Genomic DNA, 19260 nt, shown 5'->3' with positions numbered 1-19260 from the left:
GGGTAAGCACTCGTTTCAATGCCACAATCATTTCACCTGCTCCTTTAATCCAAGGTAGTCATTGATGGCAAATAATAAAGAATCCGGCGATTATTTCTATTGAGTGAGCAGTTTTTTTGTTTAAGCTCTCTCCAATAACCCTAAAATTATAGAAATAAGCTCATGTAAACCTCCTGTATACTTTCAGTATCAATATATCCCATAAAAAAACCTCCATTGTATTTGGAGGCTTTTAACATGTATCTATTATTAATTTACTTCAACTTGACCCATCATACCATTTTCTTCATGTTCAAGGACATGGCAATGGAACATGTAAATGCCCTTATTATTGAACTTAACTGCTAATTTAACTGTTTGACCAGCTTCAACTGAAACAGTATCCTTCCACCCTCTTAAATTTAAAGGAGGTTCTTTCCCATCAATCGATACGATTTTAAATTGAGTGCCATGTATGTGGAAAGGATGTGTCATTCCACCCATCATATCAGGTTTATTATATATTTCCCAAATTTCAGTCTCTCCCTGTTTTTGAGTGAAATCAATACGATTCCTATCAAACTGTGAACCATTTATTGAAACCATTGTTCCCATACCAAATAGTTCAAGATTCTTTTTAACTGGTAAGTTTTTTTCCTCTTCAGTAACACCAAAATCATTTAATTTTTCTGCAATGTTACTTGTACTTGCAGCTTTTTGTTCAATTTTAAATGGTAAAAGGGTAGTTCCTTCTTCATTTATTAATGCTATATCCGTTTTGTCATCCATTTTTGAAAAGTCCACTATTACCTCTGCTCGCTCACCTGGTGTTAAGGTAATTTCTTTCATATCAGTAGGTTGATTTAAGAAACCTCCATCAGTAGCAATTTGTTGGAATGTAGCTCCATTATTCAATCTAAAAGTATAATTACGAGCATTAGAACCGTTTAATAATCGAAGTCTTACTTTTTCTTTACCAACAGTAAGTTTAGGATTCAAAGTACCATTAATTAATAAAGTATCTCCTATTGTACCATCTTCATTAAGGACTACTTGATAATTTAATTGCTTTTCTTCAGTAAATTGTCTATCTTGGAATACTAACGGAAAATCATTCACACCATACTCATTTGGTAAATTGATTTTTTGCGAGTTTTCATCATCAATATAAATTAAGCCAGCTAAACCTTTATATACTTGCTCTGCTGTAGCACCTTCTGGATGTGGGTGGAACCACAGCGTAGATGCTCCTTGATTAACTGTAAAATTTACATCTTCTGTTACACCTGATTCTAAGACTTGATGTGGACCACCATCACCATTACCTGGAATTTCTAATCCATGCCAGTGAAATGTTGTTGGTTCAGATAAATCATTTTTTGTTCTAAACGTTACCGTTTGATCTTTATTAATACGAATGATTGGCCCTAAAAAGGAACCGTTATATCCATATGTCTCTGTTTTAGTTCCCTTAAAGATTTCTGTTGTTCCTTGTTGAGCAGTAATATCAACAATTCCATTTTTAGGTTCAAGAATAGGTGGAAGCGCAAGCTCATTTTCCCCAGTTGAATTATTTAATGCTAATGGATTGTTATGACTCGCATGACCATTTTCCATGTTACTATCTTTATTATTCATACCCTCCATGTTTTTCATTTCTTCATCACTCATCTTGGAATGGTCCATATTTGATTTATTATTAGATTCCGAATTACCCGCACTACATCCTCCTATTATAATAGCGCCTACTAATAATGAAGTAATCAAAAGTTTAGATTTCATTATGTTTCCTCCTTTTATTCTTTACATAGGCACTATAACCAATAAATATGGAGAATTTATGGATTTGAAATTAAATGAGACAAATATTAACCACTCTATCTAAGAAAACTTTAATATACCTTCTTTTATTTCTTAACTTTCCAAATCAAAATGATAATTGAAATAAATAAGATACTTATTACAATTTTCCATATAAAATTTACTTGCATAAAACCATATACTGCTCCTGCTTCAAAGATTAAAGCTGGTATTTTTCCAATAGTACTAGCAAGCGTAAATGTGCTTAAAGACACCTTAGAAAATGCACTAGTAAAAGTCACAAGACCTGATGACATAAAAGGTAAAATCCTTAAACTGACAATTATCCAAAATGCATCAGATCCTTCCAACTCCTTTAATCTTAAAAGTTTAGGGTGCAATACGAATGGTCTTTTCCATTTATTGAGTCCTTTTCTATATAAAATAAAGCTAATAACTGCACCAAGTGATTCACCGATAATAGAAATTAGCAACCCGTTGAATACTCCAAAAAACACAAGGTTAGTGGCTGTAATAAAAACACTTGGTAGTACACCTATAATACTAACCAAAGTATTTATCATTAAACTAACCAAAATTGCAAATAATCCAGATTGTTCAAGTAATTGAAGTAATTTTTCTTCCATGATTAAACTCTATCTTTTTTAAACTATTACTTGCATATCATGAACTTTTGTTAATAAATAACAACTGCCTGTTCACCTAATGCTTCATAACTATTAAAAAATGCTCCCTTATCCAATGTTATTATTCCCTTACGTGGATCCATTACTTCCACAGTATTATTTCCCACAGATAATAGTACCATTGTATGTAAATTTTGATACATTTGATGGTACTCACCTGTTTCTTCAATAATCCATCCCCCTTTAACCTTTGGTGGTGAGAGGTCCAATGTTACCCATGTAATAACTGGTATTCCCTGTCTAATATAATTTGTTATTTCTTTTATTGTACTTCCACTACTATTTTTTGCATGTAAATCTAACTTTCTCTCTGTGATAAAATTATTAGCTGCTTTGACAATTGGTTCGGCAAAACGTATGTTCCCGTTTCTAGATTACTTGGCTCGCCACCATATGCTTGATTAGGATTTGGCCCATACTTTTTTTTCATTTTGTATTCAAACGATTGTTTAGGTAAATAATTTTGATCCATTTCTAATTTAGATGTTTCTGCACCATAGTAATTAAGTACTGCTGTTAGAGTAGTTATTTCACACCCATTTGGTAGTTCAGGATTTTGTAGAATTACAGGTACTCCAAATCCTTTATTATGATTTACTGCATATGTTTGAACTAATATTGATTGTGTAGATGACGTATACGTAAATTTTTTCTCTGTTAAATACATTCCTGTTGTAAAATTGTTTGGGCTCCCTACTTTTACTGTATAAGTTTCATTAGGTTGCAAATCATTAAATTCAGCCTCACCGTTATCAAAACTAATTGTTGAATCTACTTCTTTTCCTTCTTCATCAAATAATTCCACATATAAACCATTAAGTGGTTCTCCACTAAAATATTCTACTGTTAAAATTGTTATTTTATTTAAGTTTGTATTTTCGTTTGTACAACCCTCTAAAAAAACAGCTAATAATCCTAAAGTGAAAATAATTCCCCTCTTTCTAATTTCCCATACCTCCTCGGTTATTATTACATTATTAATAATGAATATAACGAACAATTATGGAGAAATTATGGATTAAAATTAAAGAGGATTTTTAGAATTTCTTATATAAAAAAAGATGTTCAATTTATCAAAATTGACTCATCGAACATCTCTTAGTATTAATTTTTTATGGAGAAGATAACTCACTTTCTGTTAGCCATTTATGATTTGTTACTTTTTCGCCAGTAGTAGCCTACATGGCAACAATCTGTGCCACAGTTGCACCTGTTTAAAGAATGAATTTGTTCTAAAATGCCCTTCATCAGTGGCGTTTGATTCTCTACTAAACGGTAATGTTGCCGAGTCCCTACTTTTCGTTCTGGAATTGTTTATCTTTACCTTTTTATCGATGTTACTGTAGTTTTCGAGTAAAGATTGATTAAAAAATATCCTTCACTCCTTATCTAATAGCAACTTCAAAAACTCCATTTTGAAAAAAGATTGTTCAAAATGGAGTTACTCCTTTTATATAAGTATGAGATTTTTATAAAAAAGGTTGATTGTTTTCAGCGATGTTGTTCAACAATAGCGTCCATTACACATGAACAACTATTTGCTAGTTTTATAATAAGATGCTTTACTACTTTGTAGTAGGTGACTGGCAGCCATAAGAGTATGCAAGACATAGAAAACCACACTTTTCTAGGATAGGTCTACTCATTGGACTGGCGTCAACAGTAAGGAAAGGATGCCCATTTTCATATGCCTTTTTTGCACGAGTAGCTAAAAGTGCTGTATAGTAACCTTTTCCTCGGAACAACGGTAGCGTTGAACCTCCCCATAAGCTAGCAAAGGAGGAGTTTTTTTCTAAGTACATCCAAGCAGCACTTACAAGCTGACCATCTTCATAAATTCCATAAATGTATAGGGATTCAGGATTATTCTGTTTATCTCTCCAAAGTCTTTCTCCCAGCTCAGCATGCGGTACATTCCAGATGGCATCTTCTAGATTAATAATGTCTTGAATACCTTGTTCATCTGTTATTTCCTTTAAATTGACGTGTTGGCCATTATTAAGCAAGGGGTGCTGATTATCTAACTTCATGACCATTAATGCTTCAGGATCATCTATTGTGAATCCTTCTTGTTTAAGAATATCTTTTAAACTATCAGGCTTGTCGTAGTTATACACCTTCCACTCAAAATCCTGCTCAATGTTACTAAAATAGTTTAACTCGTTCTTAATAATTTCTCTTACATCACCTTCGTTTACATTAGATGAGACAATGAATCCTTTTTCACCAAACTGTGAAATGTGACGTACAACATGCTCTGTTTCCTCTCTTCTGTACCCTTTTACTTGAGCCTCTTGTCGAAGTTCTTTGTGAAATAGTGATAGTAATTCATTTTTATCCATGGGCTACCCTCCTTCATTAATTAACTTATTGATTACTACCAATTATTGCAAAAGAAGACGTTCAACTCAATCTTTTTTATCCGTAAAAAGACGCTTTTCCTTGTTTCAGAATATAGCCCTTTCCATGAATAAAGATGCTTAACTTCCTGTATATATTTTTGCATATATAGCTGTATAAACAATATTCAAAGGTAAATCCAAGAAATGTTGGTTTAACAGCATTTCTTGGATTTTGATCTCTTTCTAAACTTTGATTTGGAAACGTTTAGTAGGTTTAGTTTGTATACGTTATAAATCCTAGTTTCACTAAAGTCTTCGTGTTAGATAAATTAGATACAATGTATCGAGTGTATCGAGATTCATTTTTGAATTTTTACTACTGAAACTCCATCTGTGGTTACATGAAAGGTTATTGTAATAGGACCTTCAGGTGGATTAAAAGGACCTGTATACGTATCATACTTTACTTTCACAGTAAAATCATATTGAGAATACCTGCCAGTTAGTCGTTTTACTTCTAATATTTCTGCATTCCAAAGTGCATAACTACGATTTGGGTATTCCTTATTAATTACTTTTCTTGCTTCAGGGTCTAATAAAACTAATAATACATCATATAAATCAGAGTGTATTTTTTCAGCACCGACATTCTCAGCTTCAGCTGTATCTTTGTTCGATAACATTACTCCCGTAGCAAATAACGTCAATAACAAAATGAATAAAACCAAAATAAAGGTAAATTGTTTGTTTTTCATATTATTAATTACCACCTTATTTAATCACTTAAGGTAGTTTGTCCAGTTTATAAAAGTTATTTATTTGTTTAACTAAACTGGCCCTTTACTTTAATAAGTCTAAAAGTCATTGTGGTAAATTCACGTGCTTACAAGGAATACTTAGCTAATTGTTCACCCCAAGATGATAATTCAGTCTCAATAAATCCTGCTTTTTTATATACAAATTTTGCTGTAAGATTTTCAGGATTATATCCAATCATTATTAAAGAAATATTTGCATTATTATTTCGTCTTATCTCTTCAATAACCAGATATATAGCTTGTTTGCCTATACCTTTACCTTGAAATTCTTCATCAATCATAAGTCTATAAATCCAATAATTATTATCATCAGGGTCTATTCCAAACATAGTAAATCCTATCATTTTATTATCAAGATAAATACCTTTTGCATAGAAATTATCAAGAAATTGAACTTCTGCGATAGAATAAAGGTTGGATGCAATAAATGTTTGTTGTTCTTCTTTAACAGATAATCTAATTGCTTCTTCCCAATTACTTTTGTCAATGGGCTTTAAATAAATTTTCTTCAATCTGATACTCTTCCTTTGAAGGGGAACCACGTAGTTTACGGGCTATTGAAACGTTATCCCCTTGTTTTTTCGCCCAATCAAGTATAAATAATTTCTCATCGACAACGCCTCCTTAAAAGTACAATTAAAATCAAATTATTATTTTTTCACCTCACAAACCTATATTTTACAACAGATTTAAGTTTGGTTTTTATAAAATCATTTTCTACCTTTGATCTTCCACATTTGCGCCCGATTATTGAAGATTGTTTTCAACTAAAACCCCTGTAGTGTTTATATAAAGCTACCTTCTAATTCAAAAAGGATTTATTTCACAAAATTCCCTTGAATGAGATCCCTCTTTCCGTTAAAGTTGATACGGATACTTTTTGAATTCATGGGGTTTGGAGAGTCAGCTACATGAAAATGGATATGAGGTTCACTGGAATTCCCTGAATTTCCGACGAGTCCAAGCAAGTCACCCTGCTTTACTTTATCCCCTTGCTTCACTACAATTGACTGGTGTTTAAAGTGAACAAGATAACTGAATTCCTCATTTCCATGATCAAGAATAACATAATTACCTAAAGGTTGTTCCTCATTAAATGTACCAACTGGTCGATTGTCTTCTACATTATTCTCCATACTAACAACCACTCCATCAGCAGGTGCCAGGTATTCCTTGCCAAATGCAAAATAGCTTTCATTTAAGGTTGGATCACTTTTGTAGGACCTATTCTCATTCATTATTACAAAATCATAAGCATAGCGTTGATTTTCAAATTCATAATGGTAATTTACCAGCTTGTTCGTACCTCCCCAAAATACGAACCACTCGTCTCGAAAAGGTAAATGTAAATTTGTTTTAGTGAAAATTTCATCTGTTTCGTGATGAACAGCTAGTGGAATCAGCTGTAATGCCTGTATAACGTAATCTACGTCAAAAACTGCAATTATTCCTTTAGTACCACTATCATCAGTCCATACATATTGTTTTGCCCCGTTATCGTAAGGAAGCTCAGACTGTAATATAAATTTAGTAATATCTTTATTAAATTCTTCACATAACTCCTGAAACTGCTTTAAGGATACTTCGTTTTGAAAATATTCGCTTATTTGTTTGTACACTTTCTCAAAGTTTCCACTAAGTAAAACATCGGATAAGTCTTTTGGCTTCATCATTTTCTCTCCTAGATACAGTTAACTGTATTTAACATAAGTGGTTTAATTTTCACTTATATTTTAAGTACGAATCTGAAAGAATAAAGTTTCACTATTAAACAAACCTGCATCGTTAGGTGAAGAAATTTTCCCAAAGCGTAGTTTGCTACTTATCAAAAACTGTTGTTACACTATTTGGCCCTTTCATGAAAAAAGGACACTCTCCTATTCAAGGAAAGCACCCGATTGTGGAAGTTCATTATTTAATTCTCGTTTTAGGATATATACTTTAACTGTTATTACTTTTACCTTTAATAAAGAATCCAATTAGTGTCAAGATAAAACCAAAAGCTAATATAAATATCTCGTTACCATAAAATCTAATTCCTTCTTCATTTTGAATAAATAATGAGATTATCATTATTGAGATACCAAATAACATTAATTTCGTAGAGCGCATTATCTTACTCCTTCTTATGTAGGTATTAATTGGTTGAACACAATGACCCCTATTTTAACATAATTCCCTCAAATTATTTAAATTCGTTATTCCACAATCTGGCCCTTTAATGAAAACGAGCACTGATCCTTATTACAGAATCGCGCCCTATTCTTGAATAAGGTACAATCCCTAAATAGAATAGTGCCCAATTATAGAATAAAAACTTACAATGTTTTCGAGTTGTTCATTAGTATTCCATTAGTTGTTAATGCCAGTCTAACATAATTAAAAACTAAAAAGATGTTTTATTCATTCAATTTAGTGGAATAGATTGAATGTGAACATATATAGGAGGGATAAATAATGACAGTCAAATTGACAGTAGAAAACGTAGTACAGGCGAAACAAGAAGTGGAGAAATTAGAAGCGCAAGGATATCTTCGAGATAACATTTACATCTTTGCGCACTATGAAGAGCGTGAAGATGATATTAACGAAGCACTCGGGACAGAGGAAGCTGGTATTAGCGAGCAAGGGTTCCTGACTTCTATGAAGAACCTGGTGAATTCCCGTGGAGATGAACTCCGCAATAAGTTAGCTTCTGTCGGATTAAGTGAATCGGAAGCTGCTCAATTCGAAAAGGAACTGGATACAGGTAAATTGGTCATAGTTGCCAATAAGTAAAAACAAACCCGGGAATCCAATCCCGGGTTTGTTTTTCATTTTACAAGTCCTCCTCGTATTCCGTGGACTCTGTATTCCAGATAGCCTTTCAACCAAGTCAGTAAAAAAACCATCCTTCTTTATTGTCAATGATCTGCTCGAGGACATTATGTTCAATGAAAGATTTTACTATACAAGGATATTCAACAAACTAAAAAAATATTGATAGTTCGACTCTAATTAAAAAGGCACTTCCCTTGTTTCCAGGAAAGCGCCCTTTTGCCGAATATCAAGTCGGTGATTAGTCTTTTGCTTGTTAAAGTAAAGCCCCTATTAGTCGAATAACAACGAACTTTTTAAAAACAGCCATTATTAAATACTTAATAACTAAACATACTTCATAAAATCTTAAGTTTTATACTTAAAAAACCTTAAGAATTACTTGCTACAATGAACAAATCAAATTATTTAGGAGGTTACGTTGCAATGGATTTAATTAGTATAGTATCGGGTCTTTTACCGTATGTAAAATATTCTATTTTTATGATCATAATCTTGATAATTGGATACTTAATATATAGAAAATTTTATCAGGGGAAGTATCCAATACACCTTTCTAAATTTGTTTTCATCACTTTACTAATTTGTTGGTTCATTGTTGTATTTGGAATCACTACTCTTAGTAGAGGGGCAAAATATACAGAACAGATTAATTTCAGTCTATTCACCAGTTATGTAAATGCATGGAACAAGTGGTCACTGACTGAATTTCAATTAATCATCTTTAATATGTTAATGTTTGTACCGTTAGGCGCCCTATTACCGTTGATTCATCATAAAAACAAATCATTTTGGCGTGTACTCGTCATATCAATTACTTTCACGTCGTGTATTGAAATTTCCCAATTGATTACAGGTAAAGGGATTTTTGAATTAGACGACCTTTTGCATAATACCATTGGGAGTTTAGCAGGGTACTTTATCGTGATGGTATTCATTTTATGGACCGAACAACGAAAATTAACATTCATACCGATTGTGAAAGCTATTTCTATTCCACTAGTTTTTATTACGTTATTTGGCGTAGCAAATATGGTATATAACGCACAAGAATTTGGGAATCTGCCATTCAAACCTGCACAAAAGCAAAATATGGAACACATACAGATGCAACTGGAAACTGAACTTTCCAATAAATCACCTAACGCATGTGTTTATTACAATAAAGATGTGAATGATATAAAAAAAGGAAAATTAATTGCCCAATCCATTGCTAAACAATTTAATTTGAAACAACAAGGTGGCATACGGATTGAAGTGGATAATCGTATATTTACATTTCAAGACGATGAAGGCAGTGCCTATTATTTAACTTATTTCATGTCAAATGGTTCTTGGTCCTTATCATTCGATAATATAAATGATGCCCCCCAAAAAGTTGATGTTAAACAGCAAAAGCAACTTTTAGAAAATTGGTTAAAAAATGAAGGATTATTACCTAATAACGCTATCTATCAGCAGCAAGATGAACGTACAATTCGATGGGATTTAGCTGAACCAGAGAATTTACAATCCACATGTGAAGATTTCTCTAAGGGTCTGGTTTTGATTAGTCTTTTTAATCAGCAAGTACCCGACATATTATTTGACATCAGTGACAATGAAATGGTTGCCAAAAAGCAATTAATTTCACAACAGCAAGCATACAATGTATTGGTAACCGGAGAGTTTAGCACATACAATCCTTTACAAAAAGGTGATACATTAACGATAACGGATGTTCGCCTAACCTATACTTATGATACAAAAGGTTATTATCAGCCCGTATATGTATTTACCTGCATTGTAAATGATTCAGACTACATAATTGAAGTATTAATCTCAGCTATTCAGTAAATAAAAAACCGAACCGAACTTGCCCAAATAGTAAACACTGAAAAAGTGTAGCTATTCGGGTTTTTTGTTCATACTAGTCATTTATTGAAAGATATTTTTCTTTATCTAATACTATAAGGTAGGTTTCTTTGTTTTCCAATTAACAACACCACCTTTCTAAATACTTTACGAATTCCAGTCTACAGTATATATAACCTTAGCAAAGCCTCGTTTGTACTTGCAAAATAACTGTCCCTTAACAATCTGGCCGGTTTGTTGAACAAAAACATCCTGCATATAAACACAGGATGTTTAAACAAATTTTATTATAAATGATCGAACTTTGTTTTAAATGATCAAATGTTTCTATAAAACTACACAAGCCAGCATTTTTATAAATAAAAGAGATTTTGATTGACCGGTTCTACAAAAAAAGACCAATTTTTGTTGGTCTTCAAATTCAAATTATCTTCTATTTACTCAAAAAGAACTCTGTGAAATAGCTTTATGCTGCTTTTAACGGGAGTTTCCATTAATAATGTTCCTGATAAAAGGTCAGATAGTTTTTATCACCTGAGACAAGATCTCATCCTTTTTTGGCACAATCTTACTACACGCTATTTATTTATCCCACACGCTCATCTGCTAGTGCTACTATTTTTTATTACCAAATTAGCCGTTTCACTCGGATGGTTAAGAGGAAAATGATGACCATATGGAACAAAATCAACCTTACCCAGATGCGAAGGAGCAGAATAGCCTTTGTCAGAATCCCCCCAAATAATGTGAAGATTATACTTTGTTACTTCATTGAAATCACCTTGAACGTTTTTCGATAGTAAATTGTTAAGCTGAACGGTAGTATTTAAAATTCTAGGAGAAGTAAAACTTTTAATTATTTTTTCAATATAATGTTCAGGGATGCTCTCTATACTTTCAAATAAACCATTACTTAATAAATATCGCTCTATCAAATTAGTAGTTGCCAATTTCAATGTCCATTTGTTCATAAATGGAGGAACATTTATCGATTTAGCATTTTTTTTAGCAACAGGTGGCTGAAGTAAAGTAATTGTATACTTCTTATCTATGTACTTTTGTACTAATGCTTCCAAAAGAATATAGGCACCAAATGAATGACCAATTAGATGGGCACCGTTAGTAGCTTTCTCCAATAAATTTTTCACTACATTCAAATAGATATCTAAAAGATTTTTCCCTCGTTTAGAAGGAGAACGTCCCAAACCTGGAAGGTCCATGATCCATACAGGTCGACCCGTTTTTTCATGAAGTTCTTTCCCTAAAGGAAATAAATCCTCTCCATCACTTAATAAACCATGTAATAAAATAAACGGTTTATCCTCTCCTTGTGATTGGTAAAGGGTATTGTTATCGCATAATGTTCGCTCAAAAAAATGATGCTGCTCACCATTTTGATACATCAATCGATAATCCAGATCAGCTACTACGGCAGGGAAAAAGTTCATGACACTCGTCTTTTTAAACCAATCTCCCCCCATCATGTTTTTCACCGAAACATTTGAAAATGTTCGTTTTGTCATAAAATTCAATCCATCAGAAGGAATGTTTGTTATTTTACTTACTCCACTTTTCATTATTGTTTTCATAAGCGGCATTGGAACAGAGATTTTTGGTGCCCTCATATTCATACTTTCCGACATAACACTTAATAATTCAGCAATGTTCGGATCGTTCTCTTTGTCTTCAACAAGTGTATATGTTTGAATAGCCGGCTGCCCCAATTTGAAAACCTGCACAATAAACTTCGCAAACTCATCGTTTGAAATCAGTGGCAACCTATATCCCTTACCTCCAGGAATCACTGGCATGAGCCCTCTTCGCATACTTGTCACAAGCAAACCTAATCCTGCTATCTGCTCTGTACTCCCTGTTTTACTACTACCGACCACAGTTGGCGGATTAATGACAGACAGCGGATAACCTACTGTTGATGCCTGCTGACGGATATAAAGATCTGCTAAAAACTTTGTTCTCTCATATGGATTTTTTATTTTCAAAAAATCGTTTCCTTCTTTAAACACATCTATCGCAATCTTGCTATTTTTATCATCAAAGGGACTCATATAACCTACAACATGAATAAATTGTTGCAATCCCTTCAATTGGTGAATATTTTTAGCGAATTCACTAATATGTTGGGCACCATTCAAAAATACGGAAGCTGCCTCTTTACTTGTCGCTTGAATATCCATGGGACCACCTGCGTGAATAATCACATCCGTTTTCAATACCAACTCCTTATCTTCAGCACTTAGACCTAAGTCTATTTTCGTTAAATCACCTTCAATAAACTGCATCACTGCCTCTTTTAAGATGCCTCTTTCTTGAAAAATGCGTGTTGCTTTACTTTTCGATCTCACTAATAGAAGAATTGTAACTTGCTCTTCTTTGGCTAATTCCTTCACTAATTGCTTTCCAATAAAACCTGTTCCACCTGTTAAAAATACTGTTCTCATATAAATCCTCCTTTTAGTACTAGTTAGTACTAATTTGATGTAAAAAAAATGCTTCTTTTATCGAAGCAAGTTAAAAAAATGATCTGCTGTTTTCATGATTACAGTTGCATCCTTCAGTGTTTCTGAAATAAATAGCGCGCCTTCAAGATTTGTAATAAAAAGAGATGCAACCTCGTCAATATTAATTGTCTTTCTAAATTCGCCATTCTCTACTCCTTGTTTAAGGAATAGAGAAACTTTCGTTTGTAATCCTATAAAGAAAAGACCTATTTTTTCTTTTACTTTTGTGGCATTTGTAGGACTTTGAATATAAAGCGTAATAAATGGACAGCTCCCCTGATATTCTCTCGTCTGAACTCCTTGTGATAATTGCTTTAAAAACAGTTGGATACGATCTTCAACTAATAATTGGTTTTGAGATAGTAAGCCATCAATTGCAGTTTGATACATTTCAATCCAATAATCAACGACCCCTTCCAACAATTCTTCCTTATTAGAGAAATGATAATACACATTAGACTTTGAAACTTTGCTTACACGAACTAATTCATCCATACTTGTATAAGCAAACCCTTTTTCTAAAAATAATGTTGCAGCTACTTCAATCACACGTTTTTGATTCATTAATTTTACTCTTGTCATAAGTAGTACTATACAGTACTACAATAGGTGTCGCAAGTATTTTTGTTAGTTTAATAAAAAATTGAGCAAAAAAGCTAACGTTAATTGATTTTACTGCTATTTTAAAGAGCTTTGAGGCAATACCTTTCCCTTTACAATCACTTGATATATATAAACACTAACTTCTCCCACTCCAGAATAAACAATGCGTGTAGAGACAGGTGTTGTTTTGAGTAAAGTTTGAGCAAAAATGCCTCGCAAATCTTTATTTTACGTTAAAGTAAGAAGAATCCCTTTTGAAAAAAGATTGATCAAAAGGGATTCTTCTTTAGCAGTTTTAAGTTAGGTTTTATAAAAAAGTTGGATTATTTTCTATCTGTGTTGCCCCACAATCGTGCCCGTTTGTGGAATAATTTTATCCACTATATGAAGTCCAAAATCTATATATTTCTTTACCGTCTACCTCAATCTTATCTCTGTGCATTGTTACATGTACATTTGTGTATTCCGCCCATTGTGGTATAAGTTCCGTTAAACAATCAATTACATTTACATCAGGAGTTGCATAACCGATATTTTCTTTTCTTAAAAAACCATTTGAAAAATCTTGATATAATGAGTCCGTCCATTCATAAACTTCGAACTGAGAATCAAAAATACGCTCATCTTCTTGATATTGACCGTTTACCCAGTATATTTCCATAACAATGCCTCCTCCTAATGAATGCAGTGTTCAATAACACCGTGTCCAAATAAAGACAAAGACCTTTTCCTAGTTTTCCAGGAAAGCGCCCGTTTGTTTAGAGAATGTTATTTTATAGTTTTTCCTTTCCTAACGAAAAACCTTCAAATAGTCGACCGCCAAATGGTTCTGAAACAATTTCAGTTAGTTGAATATCCTTTCTCTTCTGACCAGTTTTATAAAAGTCATCGAAGGCCTCAATGAATTCTTCCGTAAATTTTATATCATAATGCTTCAGGGCACGTATAATCCATTTCGAAGAACCTATCCAATATCCATTAGTTCTTAAAACGAACTCATGAACAAGATCAGCTAATGAGTTGGCAATAAATAGTTCCTCAGCACGATTATTACAACCTATAAAATCATCCAGAGCATCAGTTAAACCTTTAACTGATAGAAAACCTGTTTAATTTTGCCTCAGTGCCAAGTATGGCAGTATTAAGCTCTTTCCCTCGGCTATCTTGTCCCCTTCTGAAATAGAGACTGCGTAAAAAATTCTTGCTGTTCACGCGAGCAATTACCTGACTGCGACTTCTCGGCAAATTGCAGCATTGCGCTAAGCAGCTAATCCAATCAGCAATTTCTTGATGTGGAAGTAACCCTTGATCAATCATCGTATCCACGATATTGACCAACCGCTCATCATCCTCATCACTAAAAATATGTATTCCATTATGTAGCATGCCAGAAATAGCGACAAGAACCTCACGTAGCATTGCAACGCTGCTCTCCTCGCACTGCACCAACTCAACAAAAACATCTGCACCGTGAGACGCGCTGTGAGCCCAGCCTCCTACAGAAAGGTAACCCCGCAGATCCTTCTCCTCATTGTAATAACGGAGCATTACTTGCATTAATTGCTCAATTTCTTCTTGATTTAAAAATGGATTCTGTCTGTGGCGTTGTATAATCAAAGCGATTGGCAAGGCAGAAAACGTTCTTGTAAAAACTGACTGATCCTCCTCGCTGCCAATATTATAGAACAAATGGTTCTCATCAGTCAGAACAGTTAAAAGACTACGCAACTCCTCTTCACTGAACTTATTCTCTTCCTTAATCCACATATAAAACATCGGATAAATCAAGTTATCCCGCAATTCCGGCTGAGGATCGCCAATATATTGAAGTAACAAAGGTAAGAAATCTTGATGCTGTTCACCTTCGCCTAACTGATACTCATTCTCCTCAATTCTTTGTAAATCCTCCATAAGTTTCAACCTTATTTCGCTCACTTTCCCATCTCCTTTAACATTAATAAAATCTCTTCAATTACAATATCAGGCTCATCATGATGTATATAATGTCCACTACGACTAGCAATCCGGAACTTACTTGACGTTGACAGCCATTGGAATTCTGCTTGTAGACTTTGTTCAATTACTAATATTTCTTGCGAGGGCCATCCATCTTCATTAGTATCGGGTAAACCTCTTGTAATAATTGAGAGAGGAATGTCACTTTGTTTTGAATAATCAACAATTTGCTTATAACTCTGTATTTTATCAATTTTCTCACTATTCAACATGGGATTCTCGAAATATTCCCTATTTCCTGCAAGTAGATTTTCTGGTAGAACCTTTTCATAGGCAAGTTCTTTATATTCCGGTGCAGCGTCAACCAAAACCATACCACAGATGTCCAGCGGATAAAGACTGGTATACAATCTGGCGACCAATCCACCAAAGGAATGGCCTACTAATATATAAGGTTTCTCCACGTCAAGCGCTTGCACCAATTCGGAGAGCTCCTCAACAAGATCACAGCAAGTTCGCGGGACAGCTAGGTCTTGACTACTGCCAATACCCGCCCTGTCATAGGACTAGGTTGACGTTTCATCCGATATTCGGTCTTGGACCTTTTTCCATGTTTCATGGCTATCGCCTAACCCTGCAATAAAGATTACGCTGGGTGTACTTTTATGATATTTATTGAACAGTATACGCCTATCATAGAAATTGATTATCTTTTTATATTGTATCGTCACTTTTAATCACCTAATAAAATTATAAGCTTTACATTATTATTTCTACAATATAAAAGTGGACCATTTATGCAACTCAGTAATAATTTGCCAAAGTTCTCCGTCAGTTAAAGTGAGAATCTCACAATCTTACTCTATATTTCAATAATAATATCCAATTTATCGAAAACGTTCCTCAACAATCTGGCCCTATAATAAATAAACACCCATTTCTACATGAGTGTCTTAATTGAATAAAAGTTTTTTAAAAGTATTTACTGTATAAATCTTGTCTTAGCTTTTCGTTTAGTTGAGCGTATATCTTTGTAGTCTCATTCTTTTCATGACCCAGTAAACTTTGAATGACATCAATTGGCGCACCGTTATTAATCATATGCGTTGCATAGCTGTGTCGTAATTAATGCGGATGTATACTCTTTTTTATACTAGCGCGATTTAACTACTGACAGAGCAGTTATGATAAGGAGATAGCCATTCATTTTAACACCCAGAATAAACGACACAACGAAAATCAGTAAATATGATAACCTGACGACGTCAAAAGGACGGGTAACTTTTTTCTTGTCGGCATACCCTGAAGGCATAAACATAAATAACCCGATTAGTGTCAGGACCACCAACAACATCAATAAAAACAAAGAATGCCAGCCCCATAAGAAAGTAAACGTGCCGCCAATTAAAAATTCTATTCCTAAACCTAATGATAAACATCCACTAATTAACGTTAATGCCAGTTCCCTTTTAGAGGCTGTCATATATTGATTGGCGATAATCATGGACAAGGCAATGAAAGCACTACCTCCAGTAGATTGAATAATCCTTGCAATGATCACAAAGATATACTGATTTGCTATGGAACCAATAATGGAACCACTCACGAACATACACACACCGAAGATTAATAAGGTCTGAATAGATCTAAAGAGCATGTTTTGAAAAAAGATTGATCAAAACATGCTCAGATTAAATTCTTTATAAAAAAGTTTGACTATTTTTTAAACCCTAGTTGTACTAAAGGAGCATTTGTTTAAGTTCAGGCTTGTAATGAAGTTTGATTAAACGCCCCTCATGCCACCATTCAAATTCATATTCAAGAAACAACCATTGAATTAGATGTACTCAAGCGATATTTTGCCAACCTCAACCGCCTAGGATTTGTTATTACTACCATGGCGTTTCAGTTTTATGTTCAATAACTTGTAATACTTTCGGTTCTACAGCTTTCATCATTTGTTCACTTGAAGGAACATCGTCATTATTTTCACCTTGAATTTGTCCTTCAGCCTGTGTTTGTGCAATCACATCAATCACTTGTTGTTTAGAGACATTTTTAGATGCGGCAATCTCGACAACAGATTTCCCTTTTGCTAATTCTTGTTGTAATTTTGTTGGGCTAATTTTTAGTAAAGAAAACAGTTTTTCATCGTTTAAAAAGGAATCAGCAGTATAATCGGGCTTACCATTTGTAGAGAAAAAACCTTCTACTTTAATGTTTGAAGGTGTAGTCTCACCTCCGATTAGAGAAACACTGATTGTATTTTCTTGAACAAATACCTGGTAGAAAGGTGTTTTTGATCCCTTTTTGATGTAATTCAACATAAACGTTTTTTGATCTGGGTTCTCCATTTGCTCCATAGCAAACTCGTACTCTTCGATGTTGCCAAACATTTTATCAATTAGATAATCTACCTTTGACTTGATTTCCTGTTCGGTTAAGGCAGTGAGTGGTTTCTCCTTTGGCTCCCAATTCTCCTGATTCACGTGTTCAATCGCACCCGTAATACCGTTTGTATGAAGGGAAATCTTTTTGCCCATTCCTCCTTTTTCCTGCAGTATGATGCTTGTTTGGACACCTTGTACCTCGCTTGCATTGATAATCTCAAACGATTTTGTTTCGGGAAATGCGTTATACAGCTTCTCTAGTGTTGCTTTGCCAACCTCATCCACCTTGACTTGTTCAACAGTCATTGGTGTTCTAGTAAGCATTTCAATCAGGTTTGGGGCAGCAAATGCTGCGGTTGGAATCAAAATCGCAGTAGCAACTAATCCACTAATTAATCGTTTTTTCATGTTTATTTCGCTCCTTTTTCGTTGGAAATATTGAGAATAGGATTGTTCTATTCGTTTGGAAATGGCCGGAGGGCACTCCATAGTTTCTGCCTCTTTGTGCAGATATTCACGGATTTTGCGTTCAATTGGCATTGATTTCTTCCATCCTTTCTGGGGGGAGATTACTTAAGTTTTTTCGAAGCACCTGAAGGCCAGCATGATACCTGGACTTGACCGTACCCAGCGGAATTTCGAGCAATGTCGCTATTTCCTCAAGTTTATAGTCGTGAAAAAAGCGGAGGACAATCACCGATCGTTGTTTATCGGTCAGTTTTTGGATTGCCTGTGTTATCATTTGCTTCGTCCCATCCATCAACACAGAAGGTTGATCCCAATGAGGCTCTTCCCGAGAAAAGGCACGGATGCGTTCAAAAATTCGGAATCTCCGCCAGCTCTTGACCCGAAATCTTTGCACTTGACGGATTACCAAGCCGTTTAGCCAGAAGTGGAAAGGTCTGTTCGTATCATAGTTAGCAAGTGAGGTCCACATTTGCATATATATCTCATTCATGACATCTTCCCGATCCTGCTGATGATCCACCAGAAAGGAGACTGTCCGGTAGACGTCCTGATAGGTGGCATCATACATCGTACGAAACGCCTGTTGATCACCTTCTTTCATTTTTTGGAGTAATTGGTACATATATTCATTTTGCATTCAGAGGGTCCTCCTAAGTAAGCTTACACACTATATTGTCTCTCTATCAAAAAAAGGTTCGGTTCTTTGTTTTTTTTTTTGCAAACGGCTGAGTGTCGGCGGCCATCGATCAGGAAGACAATCAGGAGTACAACGACCCGTAGGCCACCCGTGGTCTGTCTATTGCTATATTTTTCAGTCTAGGTCATAGCATGGTGATTTATTTCATTTTAATTTCGCCGTTTCTTATTGCTGGTTACTTGGGGATTCTAATATTTTTTAGATGGCGATAAAAGTTATTTGGCACATCCATCTTTTTCCTTAACTTTTTTAAGATGATAAAAGAGTATCAAAAGGCTAATAAAAAACAGAATTTATCAAAAATGATCAA

General features: G+C 34.2%; 15 protein-coding genes and 4 pseudogenes. 2 read left to right on the top strand and 17 right to left on the bottom strand.

The window, feature by feature from the left end; translation table 11 throughout:
• Window positions 1–249 precede the first annotated feature (249 nt).
• From B3D94_RS19535 to B3D94_RS19505, 7 genes and pseudogenes are all read right to left on the bottom strand, one after another.
• Window positions 250–1761 (bottom strand): multicopper oxidase family protein, encoded by a 1512-nt coding sequence (locus B3D94_RS19535; RefSeq protein WP_291759611.1) that lies wholly within the window; start codon window positions 1759–1761, stop codon window positions 250–252.
• A 125-nt stretch (window positions 1762–1886) separates the two neighbouring features.
• The gene (locus tag B3D94_RS19530; RefSeq protein ID WP_291759608.1) at window positions 1887–2426 is read right to left on the bottom strand and encodes a TVP38/TMEM64 family protein; all 540 of its coding nucleotides are present in this window, start codon (window positions 2424–2426) and stop codon (window positions 1887–1889) included.
• A gap of 50 nt (window positions 2427–2476) precedes the next feature.
• Window positions 2477–3153, bottom strand: a pseudogene (locus B3D94_RS19525) (C39 family peptidase).
• An 898-nt stretch (window positions 3154–4051) separates the two neighbouring features.
• Window positions 4052–4828 carry a GNAT family N-acetyltransferase gene (locus tag B3D94_RS19520; protein ID WP_291759605.1) on the bottom strand — a complete coding sequence of 259 codons (777 nt, stop codon included), beginning with the start codon at window positions 4826–4828 and terminating at the stop codon, window positions 4052–4054.
• Window positions 4829–5187: 359 nt separating this feature from the next.
• Window positions 5188–5583, bottom strand: a complete 396-nt coding sequence (locus B3D94_RS19515; protein ID WP_069481410.1) for a DUF3888 domain-containing protein — start codon at window positions 5581–5583, stop codon at window positions 5188–5190.
• A gap of 128 nt (window positions 5584–5711) precedes the next feature.
• Window positions 5712–6158, bottom strand: a complete 447-nt coding sequence (locus tag B3D94_RS19510) for a GNAT family N-acetyltransferase (protein ID WP_069481409.1) — start codon at window positions 6156–6158, stop codon at window positions 5712–5714.
• A gap of 306 nt (window positions 6159–6464) precedes the next feature.
• On the bottom strand, window positions 6465–7319 hold the full coding sequence (locus tag B3D94_RS19505) for a M23 family metallopeptidase (protein ID WP_069481408.1): 855 nt from the start codon (window positions 7317–7319) through the stop codon (window positions 6465–6467).
• Between the two features lie 784 nt (window positions 7320–8103).
• On the opposite strand from B3D94_RS19505, the gene B3D94_RS19500 reads away from it, so the two are divergent.
• Both B3D94_RS19500 and B3D94_RS19495 read left to right on the top strand, forming a co-directional pair.
• Window positions 8104–8424 carry a general stress protein gene (locus tag B3D94_RS19500; RefSeq protein ID WP_069481407.1) on the top strand — a complete coding sequence of 107 codons (321 nt, stop codon included), beginning with the start codon at window positions 8104–8106 and terminating at the stop codon, window positions 8422–8424.
• A 465-nt stretch (window positions 8425–8889) separates the two neighbouring features.
• Complete coding sequence (locus tag B3D94_RS19495; protein ID WP_291759597.1) at window positions 8890–10299, top strand: VanZ family protein; 1410 nt, start codon at window positions 8890–8892, stop codon at window positions 10297–10299.
• 617 nt (window positions 10300–10916) lie between these two features.
• Here the strand turns inward: B3D94_RS19495 and B3D94_RS19490 are convergent.
• The 10 genes and pseudogenes from B3D94_RS19490 to B3D94_RS19445 all read right to left on the bottom strand — a co-directional run bounded on the left by B3D94_RS19490 (window position 10917) and on the right by B3D94_RS19445 (window position 18890).
• Window positions 10917–12776, bottom strand: a complete 1860-nt coding sequence (locus tag B3D94_RS19490; protein ID WP_291759594.1) for an alpha/beta fold hydrolase — start codon at window positions 12774–12776, stop codon at window positions 10917–10919.
• 57 nt (window positions 12777–12833) lie between these two features.
• Complete coding sequence (locus B3D94_RS19485) at window positions 12834–13400, bottom strand: TetR/AcrR family transcriptional regulator (RefSeq protein ID WP_291759592.1); 567 nt, start codon at window positions 13398–13400, stop codon at window positions 12834–12836.
• A gap of 412 nt (window positions 13401–13812) precedes the next feature.
• Window positions 13813–14100 carry a hypothetical protein gene (locus B3D94_RS19480; protein ID WP_291759589.1) on the bottom strand — a complete coding sequence of 96 codons (288 nt, stop codon included), beginning with the start codon at window positions 14098–14100 and terminating at the stop codon, window positions 13813–13815.
• 112 nt (window positions 14101–14212) lie between these two features.
• A pseudogene (locus B3D94_RS19475) lies at window positions 14213–14524 on the bottom strand (nucleotidyltransferase domain-containing protein); the annotation flags it as partial.
• A 4-nt stretch (window positions 14525–14528) separates the two neighbouring features.
• Window positions 14529–15374, bottom strand: coding sequence for a DUF2785 domain-containing protein (locus tag B3D94_RS19470; protein ID WP_291759586.1), 846 nt, complete (start codon window positions 15372–15374; stop codon window positions 14529–14531).
• Window positions 15371–16126: pseudogene (locus B3D94_RS19465) on the bottom strand (alpha/beta fold hydrolase). Before B3D94_RS19465 ends, B3D94_RS19470 begins: the two are co-directional and overlap by 4 nt.
• A gap of 241 nt (window positions 16127–16367) precedes the next feature.
• A pseudogene (locus B3D94_RS19460) lies at window positions 16368–16559 on the bottom strand (tyrosine-type recombinase/integrase); the annotation flags it as partial.
• Window positions 16549–17052 carry an MFS transporter gene (locus B3D94_RS19455; protein WP_291759583.1) on the bottom strand — a complete coding sequence of 168 codons (504 nt, stop codon included), beginning with the start codon at window positions 17050–17052 and terminating at the stop codon, window positions 16549–16551. The pseudogene B3D94_RS19460 and the gene B3D94_RS19455, both read right to left, overlap by 11 nt.
• A 235-nt stretch (window positions 17053–17287) precedes the next feature.
• Entirely contained in the window at window positions 17288–18325 is a 1038-nt protein-coding gene (locus tag B3D94_RS19450; RefSeq protein ID WP_291759580.1) for a hypothetical protein, read from the bottom strand.
• Window positions 18315–18890, bottom strand: coding sequence for a sigma-70 family RNA polymerase sigma factor (locus B3D94_RS19445; RefSeq protein ID WP_291759577.1), 576 nt, complete (start codon window positions 18888–18890; stop codon window positions 18315–18317). Before B3D94_RS19445 ends, B3D94_RS19450 begins: the two co-directional genes overlap by 11 nt.
• Window positions 18891–19260 lie beyond the last annotated feature (370 nt).

The organism is Lysinibacillus sp. UBA5990 (genome assembly GCF_002429815.1).
GTDB classification, from domain to species: Bacteria; Bacillota; Bacilli; order Bacillales_A; family Planococcaceae; genus Lysinibacillus; species Lysinibacillus fusiformis.
Note: the sequence above shows the minus strand (reverse complement) of the source record. Positions and strands in the feature narration are given on the sequence as shown.